The organism is Luteimonas sp. A482, assembly GCF_054072655.1.
Genome location: NZ_JBSVRO010000001.1, coordinates 1,569,106 through 1,583,040, shown reverse-complemented (window position 1 = coordinate 1,583,040; position 13,935 = coordinate 1,569,106). Strand labels below are relative to the sequence as shown.

Annotated in this window: 18 protein-coding genes and 1 tRNA gene; 8 read left to right on the top strand and 11 right to left on the bottom strand. The window is 65.9% G+C overall.

The annotated features are described in order from the left end of the window. The first annotated feature begins 53 nt into the window (after window positions 1-53). Both msrP and msrQ read left to right on the top strand, forming a co-directional pair. Window positions 54-1,019, top strand: a complete 966-nt coding sequence (gene msrP, locus ACW5DW_RS07015; RefSeq protein ID WP_457018040.1) for a protein-methionine-sulfoxide reductase catalytic subunit MsrP — start codon at window positions 54-56, stop codon at window positions 1,017-1,019. 194 nt (window positions 1,020-1,213) lie between these two features. Continuing rightward, complete coding sequence (gene msrQ / locus ACW5DW_RS07010; protein ID WP_457018039.1) at window positions 1,214-1,861, top strand: protein-methionine-sulfoxide reductase heme-binding subunit MsrQ; 648 nt, start codon at window positions 1,214-1,216, stop codon at window positions 1,859-1,861. Window positions 1,862-1,914: 53 nt separating this feature from the next. Here msrQ and ACW5DW_RS07005 read toward each other — a convergent pair whose 3' ends face one another. Then, window positions 1,915-2,712 (bottom strand): FHA domain-containing protein, encoded by a 798-nt coding sequence (locus ACW5DW_RS07005; RefSeq protein ID WP_457018038.1) that lies wholly within the window; start codon window positions 2,710-2,712, stop codon window positions 1,915-1,917. 93 nt (window positions 2,713-2,805) lie between these two features. Here ACW5DW_RS07005 and ACW5DW_RS07000 point away from each other — a divergent pair, with 93 nt between their 5' ends. From ACW5DW_RS07000 to ACW5DW_RS06975, 6 genes are all read left to right on the top strand, one after another. Further along, window positions 2,806-3,096: a polyhydroxyalkanoic acid system family protein gene (locus ACW5DW_RS07000; protein ID WP_457018427.1), complete on the top strand. Its 291-nt coding sequence runs from the start codon at window positions 2,806-2,808 to the stop codon at window positions 3,094-3,096. A gap of 141 nt (window positions 3,097-3,237) precedes the next feature. Beyond that, complete coding sequence (locus tag ACW5DW_RS06995; RefSeq protein WP_457018037.1) at window positions 3,238-4,230, top strand: restriction endonuclease; 993 nt, start codon at window positions 3,238-3,240, stop codon at window positions 4,228-4,230. Window positions 4,231-4,321: 91 nt separating this feature from the next. Continuing rightward, on the top strand, window positions 4,322-4,579 hold the full coding sequence (locus ACW5DW_RS06990; RefSeq protein WP_457018036.1) for an acyl-CoA-binding protein: 258 nt from the start codon (window positions 4,322-4,324) through the stop codon (window positions 4,577-4,579). 8 nt (window positions 4,580-4,587) lie between these two features. Next, window positions 4,588-5,214 carry a TetR/AcrR family transcriptional regulator gene (locus tag ACW5DW_RS06985; RefSeq protein WP_457018035.1) on the top strand — a complete coding sequence of 209 codons (627 nt, stop codon included), beginning with the start codon at window positions 4,588-4,590 and terminating at the stop codon, window positions 5,212-5,214. Between the two features lie 309 nt (window positions 5,215-5,523). Further along, window positions 5,524-5,598, top strand: a tRNA-Val gene (locus tag ACW5DW_RS06980). Between the two features lie 122 nt (window positions 5,599-5,720). After that, a complete protein-coding gene (locus tag ACW5DW_RS06975) occupies window positions 5,721-5,948 on the top strand; it encodes a hypothetical protein (protein ID WP_457018034.1) in 228 nt (75 codons plus the stop codon). A gap of 16 nt (window positions 5,949-5,964) precedes the next feature. Here the strand turns inward: ACW5DW_RS06975 and ACW5DW_RS06970 are convergent, their stop codons facing one another. The 10 genes from ACW5DW_RS06970 to ACW5DW_RS06925 form a co-directional block, all read right to left on the bottom strand. Beyond that, a complete protein-coding gene (locus tag ACW5DW_RS06970) occupies window positions 5,965-6,183 on the bottom strand; it encodes a hypothetical protein (protein WP_457018033.1) in 219 nt (72 codons plus the stop codon). Window positions 6,184-6,326: 143 nt separating this feature from the next. Next, window positions 6,327-8,642: a phage tail tape measure protein gene (locus tag ACW5DW_RS06965; protein WP_457018032.1), complete on the bottom strand. Its 2,316-nt coding sequence runs from the start codon at window positions 8,640-8,642 to the stop codon at window positions 6,327-6,329. 6 nt (window positions 8,643-8,648) lie between these two features. Next, on the bottom strand, window positions 8,649-8,960 hold the full coding sequence (locus ACW5DW_RS06960; RefSeq protein ID WP_457018031.1) for a hypothetical protein: 312 nt from the start codon (window positions 8,958-8,960) through the stop codon (window positions 8,649-8,651). A 169-nt stretch (window positions 8,961-9,129) separates the two neighbouring features. Further along, window positions 9,130-9,405: a hypothetical protein gene (locus tag ACW5DW_RS06955; protein ID WP_457018030.1), complete on the bottom strand. Its 276-nt coding sequence runs from the start codon at window positions 9,403-9,405 to the stop codon at window positions 9,130-9,132. 2 nt (window positions 9,406-9,407) lie between these two features. Further along, on the bottom strand, window positions 9,408-9,689 hold the full coding sequence (locus ACW5DW_RS06950; protein ID WP_457018029.1) for a hypothetical protein: 282 nt from the start codon (window positions 9,687-9,689) through the stop codon (window positions 9,408-9,410). Continuing rightward, the gene (locus ACW5DW_RS06945; RefSeq protein ID WP_457018028.1) at window positions 9,686-10,114 is read right to left on the bottom strand and encodes a hypothetical protein; all 429 of its coding nucleotides are present in this window, start codon (window positions 10,112-10,114) and stop codon (window positions 9,686-9,688) included. Before ACW5DW_RS06945 ends, ACW5DW_RS06950 begins: the two co-directional genes overlap by 4 nt. After that, on the bottom strand, window positions 10,111-11,100 hold the full coding sequence (locus tag ACW5DW_RS06940; RefSeq protein ID WP_457018027.1) for a hypothetical protein: 990 nt from the start codon (window positions 11,098-11,100) through the stop codon (window positions 10,111-10,113). Before ACW5DW_RS06940 ends, ACW5DW_RS06945 begins: the two co-directional genes overlap by 4 nt. 44 nt (window positions 11,101-11,144) lie before the next feature. Then, a complete protein-coding gene (locus ACW5DW_RS06935) occupies window positions 11,145-11,672 on the bottom strand; it encodes a terminase small subunit (RefSeq protein WP_457018026.1) in 528 nt (175 codons plus the stop codon). A gap of 314 nt (window positions 11,673-11,986) precedes the next feature. Beyond that, window positions 11,987-13,372 carry a VapE domain-containing protein gene (locus ACW5DW_RS06930; RefSeq protein ID WP_457018025.1) on the bottom strand — a complete coding sequence of 462 codons (1,386 nt, stop codon included), beginning with the start codon at window positions 13,370-13,372 and terminating at the stop codon, window positions 11,987-11,989. Continuing rightward, window positions 13,369-13,659: a hypothetical protein gene (locus ACW5DW_RS06925; protein ID WP_457018024.1), complete on the bottom strand. Its 291-nt coding sequence runs from the start codon at window positions 13,657-13,659 to the stop codon at window positions 13,369-13,371. The genes ACW5DW_RS06930 and ACW5DW_RS06925 overlap by 4 nt, the downstream gene beginning before the upstream one ends. Window positions 13,660-13,935: the final 276 nt, after the last annotated feature.

Sequence of the window (13,935 nt, the reverse complement as noted above, 5' to 3'; positions counted from 1 at the left end):
CGCAACTTTTCACGCCTCGCGGCGTCCAAGCCACGCTTCCAGAGGAAACCACTATGTCGCTGCGCAGCGTGCTGGCAATTCCCGCATCTGACGTTACCGATGAAACCGTGTATCGCGCACGCCGACGGCTGCTTGGAGCCTTCGCCGGCGCTTCGCTGTTGCCGCTGGCCGGATGCGCCGAAGCGGAAGCGCCGCCATCGACTGCAGTGGTCACGCCTGCGCAGGCGCGCTCGGGTTTCCGTACCGATGAAGCGCAGACGCGTTACGAGGACATCACCGGCTACAACAACTTCTACGAGTTCGGCACCGACAAGGCCGATCCTTCGCGCGCGAAGAAGACGCTGCGCACCTCGCCCTGGAACGTCGCCGTGTCGGGCGAATGCGCGAAGCCCGGCAACCTGTCGTTCGAAGACCTGCTCAAGGGCATCACGCCGGAGGAACGGATCTACCGGCTGCGCTGCGTCGAGGGCTGGTCGATGGTGATCCCCTGGTTGGGCGTGCCGCTGGCCGATGTGCTGAAGAAGTTCCAACCCACATCGAAGGCGAAGTACGTCGCCTTCACCACGCTCGCCGATCCCGCGCAGATGCCCGGCGTGCGTTTCCGCGCGATCGACTGGCCGTATCGCGAAGGCCTGCGCATCGACGAGGCCCTGCACCCGCTCGCGTTCCTGGCCACCGGCCTGTACGGCAAGCCGCTGCCGCAGCAGAACGGCGCGCCGCTGCGCCTGGTGGTGCCGTGGAAGTACGGCTTCAAGAGCATCAAGTCGATCGTGGAGATTCGATTCACCGAGCGCATGCCGCCGACCGCATGGAACCGGCTGCAGCCCAGCGAGTATGGCTTCTACAGCAACGTCAATCCCGGCGTCGACCATCCGCGCTGGAGCCAGAAAACCGAGCGCCGCATCGCAGGCACCGGCAACCGGCTGTTCGCCGACCGCATCGCGACGCGGATGTTCAACGGCTATGGCGACCAGGTGGCGGCGCTGTATTCGGGGATGGATCTGAAGCAGTGGTATTGAAGCCGGCGCCGCCGAACCGAGCGGCCGGTTTGCGCGCGAGACCGGCATCCGGCGTCGAGCGTCACGCCTGGACGCTCCGCGACCCGGCTGTCATCTCGAGCGCAGCGAGAGATCCGGTGTCCGCTCGAGATTCCTCGCTTCGCTCGGAATGACAATCAGAGCGCTTCAAGAACTCACCAGGGACATCGACACACATGGCGCAGGCTTCCCGTCCGCTCGTGCTGGCCAAGGCCGGCGTCCACGCCCTGGCGCTGACGCCGCTGACGCTGCTGGCGTGGCGCGTGTGGCAGGTGTGGAGCGAGGCTGACATCGACGCGCTCGGCCCCGATCCGGTGGCCGCGATCGAGCACGAGCTGGGGCTGTGGGCGCTGCGCCTGCTGCTGCTCACGCTCGCTGTCACGCCTTTGCGCCAGCTCAGCGGACAGGTCGTGCTGATGCGCTTCCGGCGCATGCTCGGCCTGTACGCGTTCGCCTACGCCAGTCTGCACCTGTCCGCCTACCTCGCGCTCGACCTGCGCGGCTGGTGGGCGCTGGTGTTCGAGGAGATCGTCAAGCGCCCCTACATCACCGTGGGCTTTGCGGCCTGGCTGCTGCTGGTGCCGCTGGCGGTGACCTCGACCCGAGGCTGGATGCGGCGGCTGGGCCGCAACTGGGGCCGGTTGCACCGCGTGGTCTATGCGGTGGCAGCGCTGGCGGTGCTGCATTTCTGGTGGATCGTGAAATCGGACTACCGCGAGCCGCTGCTGTACGCGGCGATCCTCGCCAGCCTGCTTGGCTGGCGCCTGTGGAAACGGCTGTCGCGCCGGACCGCCCCGCTGGCTTCACAAGCCGCGCGCGGATAGCCCGATGGCTGCGTCCGGGATCGCGGGCCGGCACGTGCCGGCGGTGGAGTGCTTCAGCCCGGGCCGAACAGCAGCAGCGCCGCCAGCAGTGCCGCCATGCCCAGGGCGGCGAGCAGCAGCCACGGCAGGCGCATGGCCCGCCCGGTGGCGGGTGGCGTTGCGAGCGGCGTGTCCACCCCAGCCGCCGCGTCTTCCGCGGCCGTCCGCGGCCGCCGCCTCGGCGCTTCGACCACGAAGCGGTGGTGGCCGTCGAACACGATCTGGTCGCCGGATTCGAGCAGCGCATCGCGCACCGGCTCACCGTTGACCAGACTGCCCTCGGCCGAACCCAGGTCGCGCAGCACCACCTGCTCGCCCACCAGCTCCAGCCTCGCGTGGCGATCGGCGAAGGCGGGATCGTCGATGCGGATGTCGGCATCGGAATGACGGCCGACCAGGCGTGGCCGCTCCAGGGTGAAGCAGCGGCCGTGGAAGCGGCCACCGACACCGCGCAGGACAACGCGCAGGTTCGGCATCTCGTCGGGCGGCCCGGCCTCGTCGGTGGCGCGCGGCAGTTGCGCCGGCTGCGCCGACAGCAGGCGCAGCTCGACCCCATCGACGTAGATCGCATCGCCGGCGCGCAGCATCGCCATGCGCTGGACCTGGCGGCCGTTCACGTGGACGCCGGGGGCGCCCTCCTCCACGTTCAGCCACACCCCGCGGCGGTCCACGCACAGCCGCAGCGGGAACTCGCCGCCGCCCTCGACCACTTCGATACGGCCGGCTCCGGTGCGGCCGATGCCGTGCATGCCAACGGACAGCGGACGGTCGTCGCGCGGCTGGCCGGCGATTCGCAATCTGACGGGTTCCATGGCGCGGCAATCTAGCACGCAGCCATCTCGCCGAGCTTGGCCGGACGCACCAGTCCGTCGCAGAATGTCGACCCTCCCCGCCAAGGCGCCGCCATGTCAGGCATCGATATCCACCACGCCCATTCCCTGCCGATGGACCAGGCCCGCGCAGCCGTCGAACAGGTGGCACGCAGCCTGTCCGAGCGCTTCGGCGTCGACTACAGCTGGCAGGACGACGTCATGCGCTTCGCCCGCTCCGGCGTGGACGGCCGCATTGCGCTGCAGCCGAACACGCTGCACGTGACCGCCTCCCTGGGGTTCCTGCTGTCCGCGATGAAGGGCCCGATCGAGGCGGAAATTCGGCGGGTGCTGTCGGAACGATTCCAGGGCGGCATCGACAGCTGAAGGCTGCCTGCGCGGCGCACCCGGTCAGCCTTCGAAACTGAACGCATCCGGCTCGGCGTCCAGCGGCCCGCAGCTGCGCCGGAATCTGCCTGCGCGGTCGATTCCGCTATCCTTTGCTGTCCCCCTGACTCCTGGTAACCGATGTCCAACTGGCTGATCGCGATCGGCGTCGTGCTGCTGATCGGTGGCGTGGCCACGCTGTATTTCCGCACGGTGCAGCTGCGACGCGACGAGACCCGGGCGGGCATCAAGGCACTGTCGGGGGTGTCCTGGCGGGCCTTCATCCACATGGTGCTCGACGCGCTGTCGCGGCGCGGGTTCAGCCGCCTGGTGGACGAGGACAATCCTGCCGGCGATACCGAGTACATGCTCGAGCGCAAGGGCGAGCACTGGCTGCTCTCGTGCAAGCACGGCAGCGCCTTCGTGCTGGGCCGGCTGACCGTCAACGAGCTTGCGCGCGCAATGGACATGAAGGGCGCGGCGGGCGGCTTCCTGCTCACCCAGGGACGCATCACCGACGACGCGCGCCCGGTCGCGGCACTGCAGCGCATCGAACTGCTGGACGGCCCCGCGCTGTGGCCGCAGCTGCGCGAATTCCTGCCGGTGGAACAGCTGGCCGGCATCCGCGCGCAGGCCGCGCAGGCGGCGCGCCAGCGCGTGCTGCTGTCGTGGCTGGCGGCGCTGCTCGCGGGCGTGGCGATCTGGCTGGCCCTGCCCGCGTCCATCGCTGCGCCCTCGCAAACACTATCCCCGCCGCCGGTCTCCGCGGCCGAGCCGGTCTCCACGCCTTCGCCTGCACCATTGCCCGCACCGGCAACCGCACCGACGACCGCGCTGCAACCGTCCGCAGCGCCACAGGCCGCCGTCCCCGCGCCACCGGCAGCACCGCTCGACATCGAACAGCAGCGCGCCGAAGTTGCCGCCGAGGTGTCCACGCTGACCGACGTGGACCGCGCGGCCTGGTCCACAGAATCGACTCTGGAAGTCTTCCTCTCGACCATCCAGGACGACCCCTTCGGCCGCATCTGCCCGCTGGTCGAACGCTACGACGATCTCGCGGCGTCGCGTATCCAGCTCACCCCGCCGCCGGGCAGCACCGCGACGGTGCGGTTCCGGCAGTGTCGGTCGTACTGATGAAGGCGACGCTGCAGCGCGCGCGGAGGGCGTGTTGACCACCCCGGGGCTGCATGGTGTCATGGCGGCCGGTTGAGTTCGGAAGGGCGGGATGGCCAGCGGCAGGTTGACGTTCCAACAGGCGGCCAAGGACGTCCAGTCGCTGCCGGAGCGGCCCGACAACGAGACCCTGCTGCGCCTGTACGCGCTCTACAAGCAGGGTTCGGCAGGCGACATCACCGGCGAGAAACCCGGCTTCTTCGACTTCGTCGGTACGGCCAAGTTCGAGGCCTGGAGCAGACTCAAGGGCACCCCCCGCGAACTCGCGCAGCAGCAATACGTCGACCTCATCGCCAGCCTGAAGGGCTGAGCGCGCCGATGGCCCGCGACACGCGACAGCGCATCCTCGATTGCGCGCTGGTGATGTTCAACACGCAGGGCGAGCCGACCGTCACCACCAACCACGTTGCCGACGAGCTGGAGATCAGCCCCGGCAACCTGTACTACCACTTCCGCAACAAGGACGACATCATCGAGCAGCTGTTCACGCGCTACGAGGCGCGCATGGACGAGGTGCTCACCCCGCCCGACGGTCGCCTGCCCGGGCTCGAGGACATCTGGCTGCAGCTGCACCAGGTGTTCGAATGCATCTGGGAGTACCGCTTCCTCTACCGCGACCTGCTGGAGATCCTCAGCCGCAGCCGGCGCCTGCGGACACGTTTCGCGCGCATCCTCAAGCGCGCCGACGACCGCGCACGCACGGTGATGCAGGGCCTGTTGCAGGCCGGCGTCATCCGCGCGTCGCCTGCGGAAATCGACGCCGCCGCGACCAACCTGCTGGTGCTGGCCACGTTCTGGCTCAACTACGCCGCCATCCGCGGCGATGGCGACGAACGCGCTGCGATCCGCGACGGGATCGTGCAGGTGATGATGCTGCTCTCCCCCTTCCTGCGCGACGCCGAGCGCGTGCAGCTGGACCAGCTGATCCGCGCCTACACGGATTGACGGGCGCAACACCGCAGTCGGGCGGCTTCGCCGGGGTGGCGCCACATGCGCCAGCCTCTCGACGCATGCCGAGCCATGCCGACAAGGCGCTCGGGCCGGCCCCTGCACGCACGCTCAGGCAGCCTGCCTCCCACGCGTTTCCGCGACCCACGGCCACGCTTTCCCGCGTGGCCCGCAGGCCCGCCCCTTTTGCAAGGCTTGCCCCACCCCCTCCGCTCCCCGTAGACTTCGCGTCCCGTTTCACCGTCACCAATTCCCGCTCGCGGGAACCGTGACGGCGCGATCGCCACACGCTGGCGATACAGGACCGGGCGGTTAGCTCAGCGGTAGAGCATCGCCTTCACACGGCGAGGGTCGCAGGTTCGAACCCTGCACCGCCCACCATATAAATCAGGAAGTTACGATAAGCCGGCCTGGTGCCGGCTTTTTCGTGCCAGCAGCGTGCCAGCATTGCGCATGGCGCCGGCGTCTCCGCGCTAAGCTGGCAGGGGCACCAGGGGACGCCAGTGCTGAAGCGCATCCGCGATTGGTACGACGGCAAGCCGTACTTCAACAGCTCGACGACGAAGGTCGGCGACCGGCGCGTAGTTGTGGCTGCTGTCATGGGCACTGACTACAGCCGGTCGGCAAGGTTGGCGCATGCGCTAGTGGGTTTCTACCTAGCGCACTGGAAATGGCTGTGGACGTTCGCGATAGGGGTCGCCGGCATTGGCGTTGCTCTATTGCGAGGCTAGTCGGCGTGTCCCAGGCTCATGCATCGAACCTGGCGGATGGCACCCCGTCAAAACCCGCGGCCCGCCAGGCTGCCAACCGCGCCAGCTCGCCCGCCATGTCACGGGGAAGCATCCCCACTAGCGCCGCCAGGTCTTCCCGGCAATCGGGGATGACCGCAACCGCGTCCAGGGGCTGGTTCGTCTGGCGGTCGAACATCACCAGGGTATCGCTGTCGATCGTCGCTTCGTATCTCATGCTTGCGTCTCCGGATGGAAGGAAACGCCGCCGGCCGGGGCGTGCAAGGAGAATGCGCGCGGCCGGCCGGAAAGTCAACAAATATTGTTGTATATCAATCACTTGCAGGATTACGGGGACAAGCTGCCGTCCCTGTCGTCCTGCTAGGCGACCGCGTCCACCAGGGAGCCGCGGCGATTTGCTTCCGCCTTGCGCCGACGCTCGCGCTCAAGCCGTTCTGCCAGCGCTTCGGACGACTCGCCCGGCTGCTGCGTGATGTGATACGTATGCGTCGACGCATCGGTGACGGTCGTGCCGGCGGCCTTCACCCACGGCGGCGGCGCCTTCGGCATACCATCCGCGGGACGGCCGCGCGCAAGCCCTGGCAGCGCGCCGCCTTCGGACTCCCCACCCCATGCGCTGGCAACCCGGCGCACGCCTTCCACCAGGCCGCCCGGCGTCAGCATGCGGCCGACGGCCGACACCTTGTCCCAGTTACTCGCAACCCATCCAATCAAGCGGACGACATCGGTCAAGCGGCGCACCAGGAAAGACAGCACGCTGCCGACGACGCGCCCGAAGGTCTCCCCCGCCGAAGCGGCGTTCGCGAATTCTTCCGACGTCATCTGCACCGGCGCAAGGAACTTCATAACCCAATCCCACGCCTTGCCGATCGCGCCCGACAGCTGATTCCAGGCCGGCCGCAACGCGGCCAGCGATTCGCCGAGTGCAGACATTGCCGGCCCGGCCGCTTCGGCAATGCCGGTGAACACGCCGCCGATCCATGCGTGGATCGGCTGCCAGTATTTGCGCACCAGCAAGGCGCCAGCCGTGAGCGCGGCGACAGCAAGGGCGATCGGTCCCCCACCGATCGCCGCGATCGCCGTGCCCACGGCGCGCACAACGCTGCCGACGCGCATCAGCACGCCCCCAAGTCGACCCACCTGTCCGCTTGCCTGCGCGATCGCGCGCGCGGCTTGGAACCTGGCGAACAGCGCCTGCACCTTCAGCACCGGCGACATCAGCGACAGCCACGCGAACTTCGCGCCGAGTGCCACGACGCGCAGGCCCGTCAGCGCAAACGCCATGCCGACAATACCCTTGATCACACCAGGGTTGTTCCGCGAAAACTCCGTGAATCGCTCGATCATCGGATCGACCGATTGCATCAGGCGTGTGATGGACGGCACCAGGGCACTGCCGATCACGGTCGCCGCCTCTCCGATGCGGTTCTTCGTCATCTGCCACTGCGCGGACATCGTCTTCACGCGCGCTTCGAACTCGCGCGACATGCTGCCTTTCGCCGCAGCGCCGTTCGCAAGCTCCAGCTGTCGGCGGTACGTGTCGACGCCGTTCGCGAGCTTGGCGATAGCGCCGCCCCAATCCTTGCCGAACAGGCGCGTAACAGCTTCCATCTGCTGCTCTACCGGAAGCGACTTGATCCGGCCCAGGACGTCCAGGATCATCGCTTGCGGGTCGTCGATCATGCCTTTTTGCAGGCGATCGGCGCTCAATCCCAGCATCTGCACGCCGACTTGAAAGCGCTTCGGATTCATCTTCGCGACCTGCAGCTGCCGCATCATGCCGGCCGCCGCGGTGTCGGCGCGCTCTGCCGATTCGCCGAGCGTCAGGAACGTCGACGCCAGGGCAGCAGCGTTCTTTGCAGACAGCCCCATCGTCGCAGCGGCGCCGGCCAGGTCGCCTTGCATGACGCTGATAATGTCCGAACCCTTCGCGATCGCGTTGTCGTCCAGATAGTTGATCGCGTCGCCAAGCTCGCCGATGGCGGAAATCGGAATCTTGAAGATGCCGGAGATCCTGCCCATGCTTTCCGCTAGCGGCCCCTCCTCCATTTCGAAGGCGGTCGCCATCTTCGCGGTGTCGCGCGTGAACCCCAGGACGTCGTCGCTGGAAATGCCCATGCGCAGGCCGGCCGCGACCATGTCCGCGAGCTTGTTCGTCGCGATCGGGATTTCCCGGCCGAGCTTCTGGATGTCCCGGCCCATGTTGAAAAATACGGGCGTCAGGTTGCCCGACGAATCGCGCGCACCGTCGAGCTGTTTCTGCACGCCGAGCATCGCGTCTTCGAACTTGATCGCCTCGCGCACCGGGAAGAATGCCGCCGCAGCGACGGCGCCGAGCGCGCCGACGGCGCCGCGAAGCTGGCCGCCGACTTCCTTGCGCCGCGCGGTGTTGCGTTCGATGCGGCCCTGCACGTCGGCGAGACGTTGCTGCGCGGCGCGCAGTCGTTCCGCGTCGCGCGTCAGCGCGGCGTACTGCTGACGCAGGCCGTCGACGTTCTTTCCCATGCGGCCGAACGTGTCGATACCGCGCGCCATCAAGCGCTGTTTGCGCTCGACCTTCGCGATTTCGTCGCCGATCGCCTTTAGTCCGCCCTTCGTCGACGACAGCGCAGAACGAAACGCGCTGCTGACGCCGCCGCCGATGATGATGGATGCTTTGATTTGCTTTCCGGCCATGTGCTGCTAATCCAGGCCGACTGGCCGTTTGTTGAGTAGAAAGCTGATTGCCCAAAGCTCGCGTTTCTGACGGGATAAGTCAGTCATCTCGACAGGTCCAGAAGGCTCGCCACGAACAAGCTTGCGGATATGCTCCTGGTGCAATCCAGACAGCGCCGAGAGATGCTTCATGCTTGTGCCGCGCTGAAAGAGCCAGCGGATGCAATGATGTTGGAGCTGCTTGATAGCGAGGCGGCAGCCGCTGAACAAAAGCTGTTCGCCATGAAAGTGCTCGCAAAGCGCTGCCGCGACCTGGCCGTCGCCAGATAGATCAATCAACCTAGCCGTTGGAACCCTAGGGACGTACAACACGCCACGAATGGACTCGCGGCCGTGTCGGAATGCGTTTCTGTGGAACACCCTATGGGAAAGGGCAATTGCGGCGCCGCGCCCGATGACATCCGCAACCATTGACTCATGCGCAGGAAGGGACGCCGTCGACCGGAATTCAGATAGCAAGCGCGCGAACCTGCGCCAGGATGGATGCACCAGGATTCAGGCGTTTCATTCCCTTCTTCGCCCTGCGCTTGCGGGCAGCGTGAGACGGCGGAAGCTTCGGAGTCCGCGAGACCGGCAGCGTCGCCAGCATCGCGCGGCAGTCCGCTTCGACCTGTCTCGCTATTGCTTCGTCGCGCGGATCGCGGGTAGACGCGTGGATCGCCCATGCATCACGGATGATCGACTTCAGCTCGATCCGGACTGCTTTGACTTCAGCAGGCGTCACGGTTACGCCTGCCCTTCAGCGAAGGAAGACGTAACAGCGGCGCGCCAGGACTGCGGATCGGGACCAGGATCGACCGTCCCGGATCGCACGACCGTTTGCGCGGCCGTGACTTCGGCTTCGGTCGCCACAACCGCGCGGCGACGCCGGATCAGGTCAGCGGCCTCGATCAGGCTGATCTCGGCAATCTCACCCGAACCGACGATCGCGCCCTTGATACAGAACGGCGCGACAGCCTTCACGAAACGGGTCGAGACTGTGACGCTAACGGAGTGTTCTTTGTTCATGCCTGGTAGTCCTGCCGGGTTGCCCAGCCTTGCGCCCAATGCGTCAAGCCGGATTTGGGTTTGTGAGCGGGTCGAGTGACCTCGCGGAGATGCGCGCGCAGGTGGTTCTCCAGGTAGCGCGCAGCCACCGCAGTCGCGTCGTCAGATAGCTCGGGGAACCGCTTCTGGATACGCCGCACGGCCTCGGCACGGTCGTATATCCATGCGCCGCCGAGTTCGTTGCAGAACACGGCGATGCGTTCGCCGTCGTCATCTGGCTCGCGAGCTACGAAACGTGCGCCATCGATCGCAAGCTGCAGAATGCGAGGAAGCTCCGTGACGGGAGTAGATGCCGGCAGTCGACGCTCCGACGCACTTCGCCCGCCCAAGGAGAGAAAGCGGGGAAGCAAGCGTCGACCGCCGGCAGTTTCGTCGGGCTGGCTCACGCGACAGCCCAAAGGGTGTTGACGGAAGGCACAAGCGGCAGGAAGTGCGACCACACCGTGATGCGCATGCTGCCGTCGACGCTCGTGCGCTGCATGATGACCTCGAAGTCGTCGCGTACCGCGACCGCAACGCGGTTCCAGGCACCAGCCAGGCTGCCTGCCATGTCGCCGGTCAGCTCGCCGGGCAGGCCGGCGACGCGAAGCGTCCCGTCGGCGGCGATGGTGGCACCGGTGCCAGCCGTGCCGGCCACGCCGCGCAGCTCGTCGAACTTCAGCCCTGCGGACGCAGCGCGCGCCAGGGTGAAGCCTTCCGGCGCTGCTGCATTGATCGCCGCCAGCAGGACCGAGTCGGCGCAACGCGCCAGACCGAGTGTCAGCGCCACCTCCAGCTGGTCGAAGAAATGGGCCTCTCCGATCTCGCGAAGGCGTCGACGGGATACCTCGACACAGTAGCTCTTGGCGACGGCTTCATCCCATTCGAACCTGGCGACACTGGTCGGCAGGTCGGAGACGGTGACGGCCGCTTCGGTGTCGATGTCGACAGTTTCGAACGGGGCGGCTTCCGTGCTGCGGAACTCCGCAGGATTCTTCTCCGCGACGACATTGCCCGTCGGCCCGACAGCGCGCGCCTTGCGCGTGTCGCGCAGCACCAGGACGTTCGCGCCGACGGATGCGACGCGCGATTGCGCGATGACCGCCCTGTCGAGCGTCGTCGACTTGCCGGCCGGCTTCGCTCCCGGTGCGCGGACGAGGTTACCGCCTTCGCCGAACGAACGGCCAAGCGTGACGTCCGCCATAGAGGCGAAAATTCCGCGCTGCAGATTGGCCGGGATCATCTGCGGATCGGGTCCAAGATGGCGGTACTCGGCGGGGATGCCACTGTTGTGGCGCTCGCGGTAAGGCTGCGCGCGCTCCGCTTCGGCCCACGTGGAGCGAAGCGATTCGGCGAAGCCGTTAGAACTGGTGGTGCGTGTGCGGTCGGTCATGCTGCGGCGTTCTCTTTTCGGCTCATGGGGGGATTGTCAATTCTTCAGAGCGCTTGAACCATTGCAGGAATGCTTGCGTCTTCCTCCTCGCCAAGGTCCATGTCGGCGAGCGTTTCAAGCGACGAGTACACTTCCGACAACAGAACGCGTTTAAACGCCCTGCTATCCGTCTCGCCTATCAGTTGCTTCTCGCAGCGCGTGACGAACGAGCCGCGCAGGTTGCTTTGCAGCTCGGCGAACATTCGGGACCATGCGCGCTCGACGGCCCCCAGGTCGGCGACCTGGCCCATGCGCTGCAGCAATTCCAGCTCGGCCATCTTCACTTCAGCCGCCATCTTCCGGCGCTTCAGCGCTTCGGAATCCTGCACGTCCTGGCCGCCGGCGTCGTCGCGTGCCAGCTGTTCGCGCCAGCGCATGACGTCGGCGGTATCGAATGCCCACTCCCGCCCGCGCTCGCCCTTTTGATCGAACGGGCAGCCCGACCGGACCCATGCGTCCACGGTCGGAAGTGAAATTCCGAACACGTCCGCAAGTTGCTTCCGGTTTACTTTCTGGCCGCTGCCTTTCGACATGAATTCCCGGCGTCTCCGCCCTTCAGGCTGAACAACAAATGCGATTCCGAACCCCACGCACACCGCGATTCCCGCGGTGTCAGCGACCCCGCATGGCACCCCCGTCGGGAAGTACCTTGGGGCTTATCCACAGGCAGGGTGGCGGGTGGTGGTGGTGGCGAGTTTCAAGAGTTTCAAAGCGCAATACACAGCCGTAATCTGTCTTGAATCAAATTCTTTAAAGTGGTCACCACTCGTCACCTAGCGCCAGTTCCCCAATGCGTATCAATGGGTTGCGGTGGTGGTGACGAGTTGGTGACGGGTGACGAGTCGAGTCACAGCGGGCTGTCTGCGTACCGATCCGGCACCCTCGACAAGTGATTTGCACGCTTCCGCGCATAGGGCAGGTGGTAGACGGTGTAACCCTTCGCCACCTTGTGGCCGAACAGCTTTCGAAGCAGGGCAGATGCCCTTCTGGTGTCGGTCTGCTTTGGGTGCTGCACGCCGACTTCTTCCAGGACGTCAGTCGCGGACAGGTATCGACTTGGCAGCGCGTCCTTGTCATAGCTCGCGAGGATCAGTTCTTCGACCCGGTCCATGCTCCGGAACCCTTCGTTGTACTCGCCAACCGCGCGGTTCTCGTCCGGGTTCAGATGCCATCGCTCGCCAGCTTCAACCTGGTGCAACGCTTCCGCCCATACTTGCTGCATGTCGATGCCGTGCTGGTAGTCGACCGCGCTCACTTCGATTGGCCAGAATCGGCGGTTGTTCGTGTCGTCCATGAGGAATCGGACGTTGTTGACGCTTCCGAAGAATGCGGTGCGGCGCGGATACTGATTTGCAGCGCGCGCGTACGGCGGCCGGACTTCGTCAAAGCTGCGGCTTAGAAATGCCTTCAGTGCTTCGGTGTCCGACTTGCTGAACGTAGCTCCGATCTCGCCAAGTTCAACGAGCCACTTGCTCACGACGTGAAGGATCGAGTCTTTGTCGTTGACGTTGAGCGCGACGCCGTCCGCCTGGAAAGCGGGCGGGCAAAGCGTATTGAAGAACCTGGTCTTTCCGATCCCGCCAGTCGGATCGACTAGCACTAGAACGTGCTCAAACTTCGATGCACGGCCGCAAAGGATCGCCGCCGCGCCGCGAAGCCACTTGCAGAACAGTGTCCACGAAATCTGCGCCTTCGAAGGATCGGTCAGCGTCAGGCATTCGAAGAGTGTTTCGAACCTTGTCTTCCCGTCCCACGGCGTCGACCGAATCCAGTCGATCGCAGGGTTGTACGCGCTTCGCTCCGCGACAGCTTGGATGTTGCCGGCGGCCTGCGTGTGCGGATAGTTGTTGATCCGACACAGGTCCTCGACAAGCGCCAGATTCGTGTTGCGCGCTAGTTCGCCATCGCGAAGCCGACCCGCGACGCTGACTTCGATATCTCGCGACAGCTCGTTGTATCGAATCTGCACGCCGTACGCGTCGACCAGGCGCGCCAGGTTCTCTGTCGTGCCTAGCGCTCGCGCGAACACGGGTTCGCCGGACTCCTTGTCACGACGGCATTCGATCTGCTTGGAGTGGTAGACCTTTGCAGGGTCTTCCAGGGGAACATCGAGCTGCGCCAGGGCAATGGCTGCGTCATGGCGGTCGCGCAGCGCGGAAGCGGTTGCGTCGTCGGCCTTGTCGGCTGCCAGCGCGGCAACGCCTGCCAGCAGTGCGTCGATCTGCCTACTCAACGTGCGAACTCCCGTGCAGCTTTATCGACTCGCATCACCAGCGTGTCGATGAAGCGTTTCGGCATCGTGTTCTTCACCTTGGAGACGCGCGAGTAAGACCTGATTTCGGCTGCTACAGCGGTGCGCGTGATCTCGCATGCGCGCCCCGTTGCGTGTGCGACGAACAGCGTCGCGAATGCGAACCGCGCCGCAGCATTCACTAGCTCTGCCGGCGTTGTGGCTGCGCGAATGGCCGCGACATGCTCTGGAAACCGCTCTGCCGGAAGCGGATACGCGGCTTGCGTCATGCTGGCCTCGCAGCCGCACGGCCCGTCGGCCTGGCCCGGTAACAGACCGGACTACCCGCCTTGCTGCGCGATTCCAGGAAGTCGACCCAAGCGCTGACGGCCGCGGGTCTTGCGAATCGACGGCGTCCCACCAGGAACGTGTCCAGGTGTCCCGCGTTGATTGCGTCGTGAATTAGGTGGAGAGACTCGCCCGTCATCTCCGCGATGTCGCGGAGAGACAGCTTCAACTTTTCGATGCGGTGCATGCTGCGTGGCCCTTGCGATACGTCGCGATGC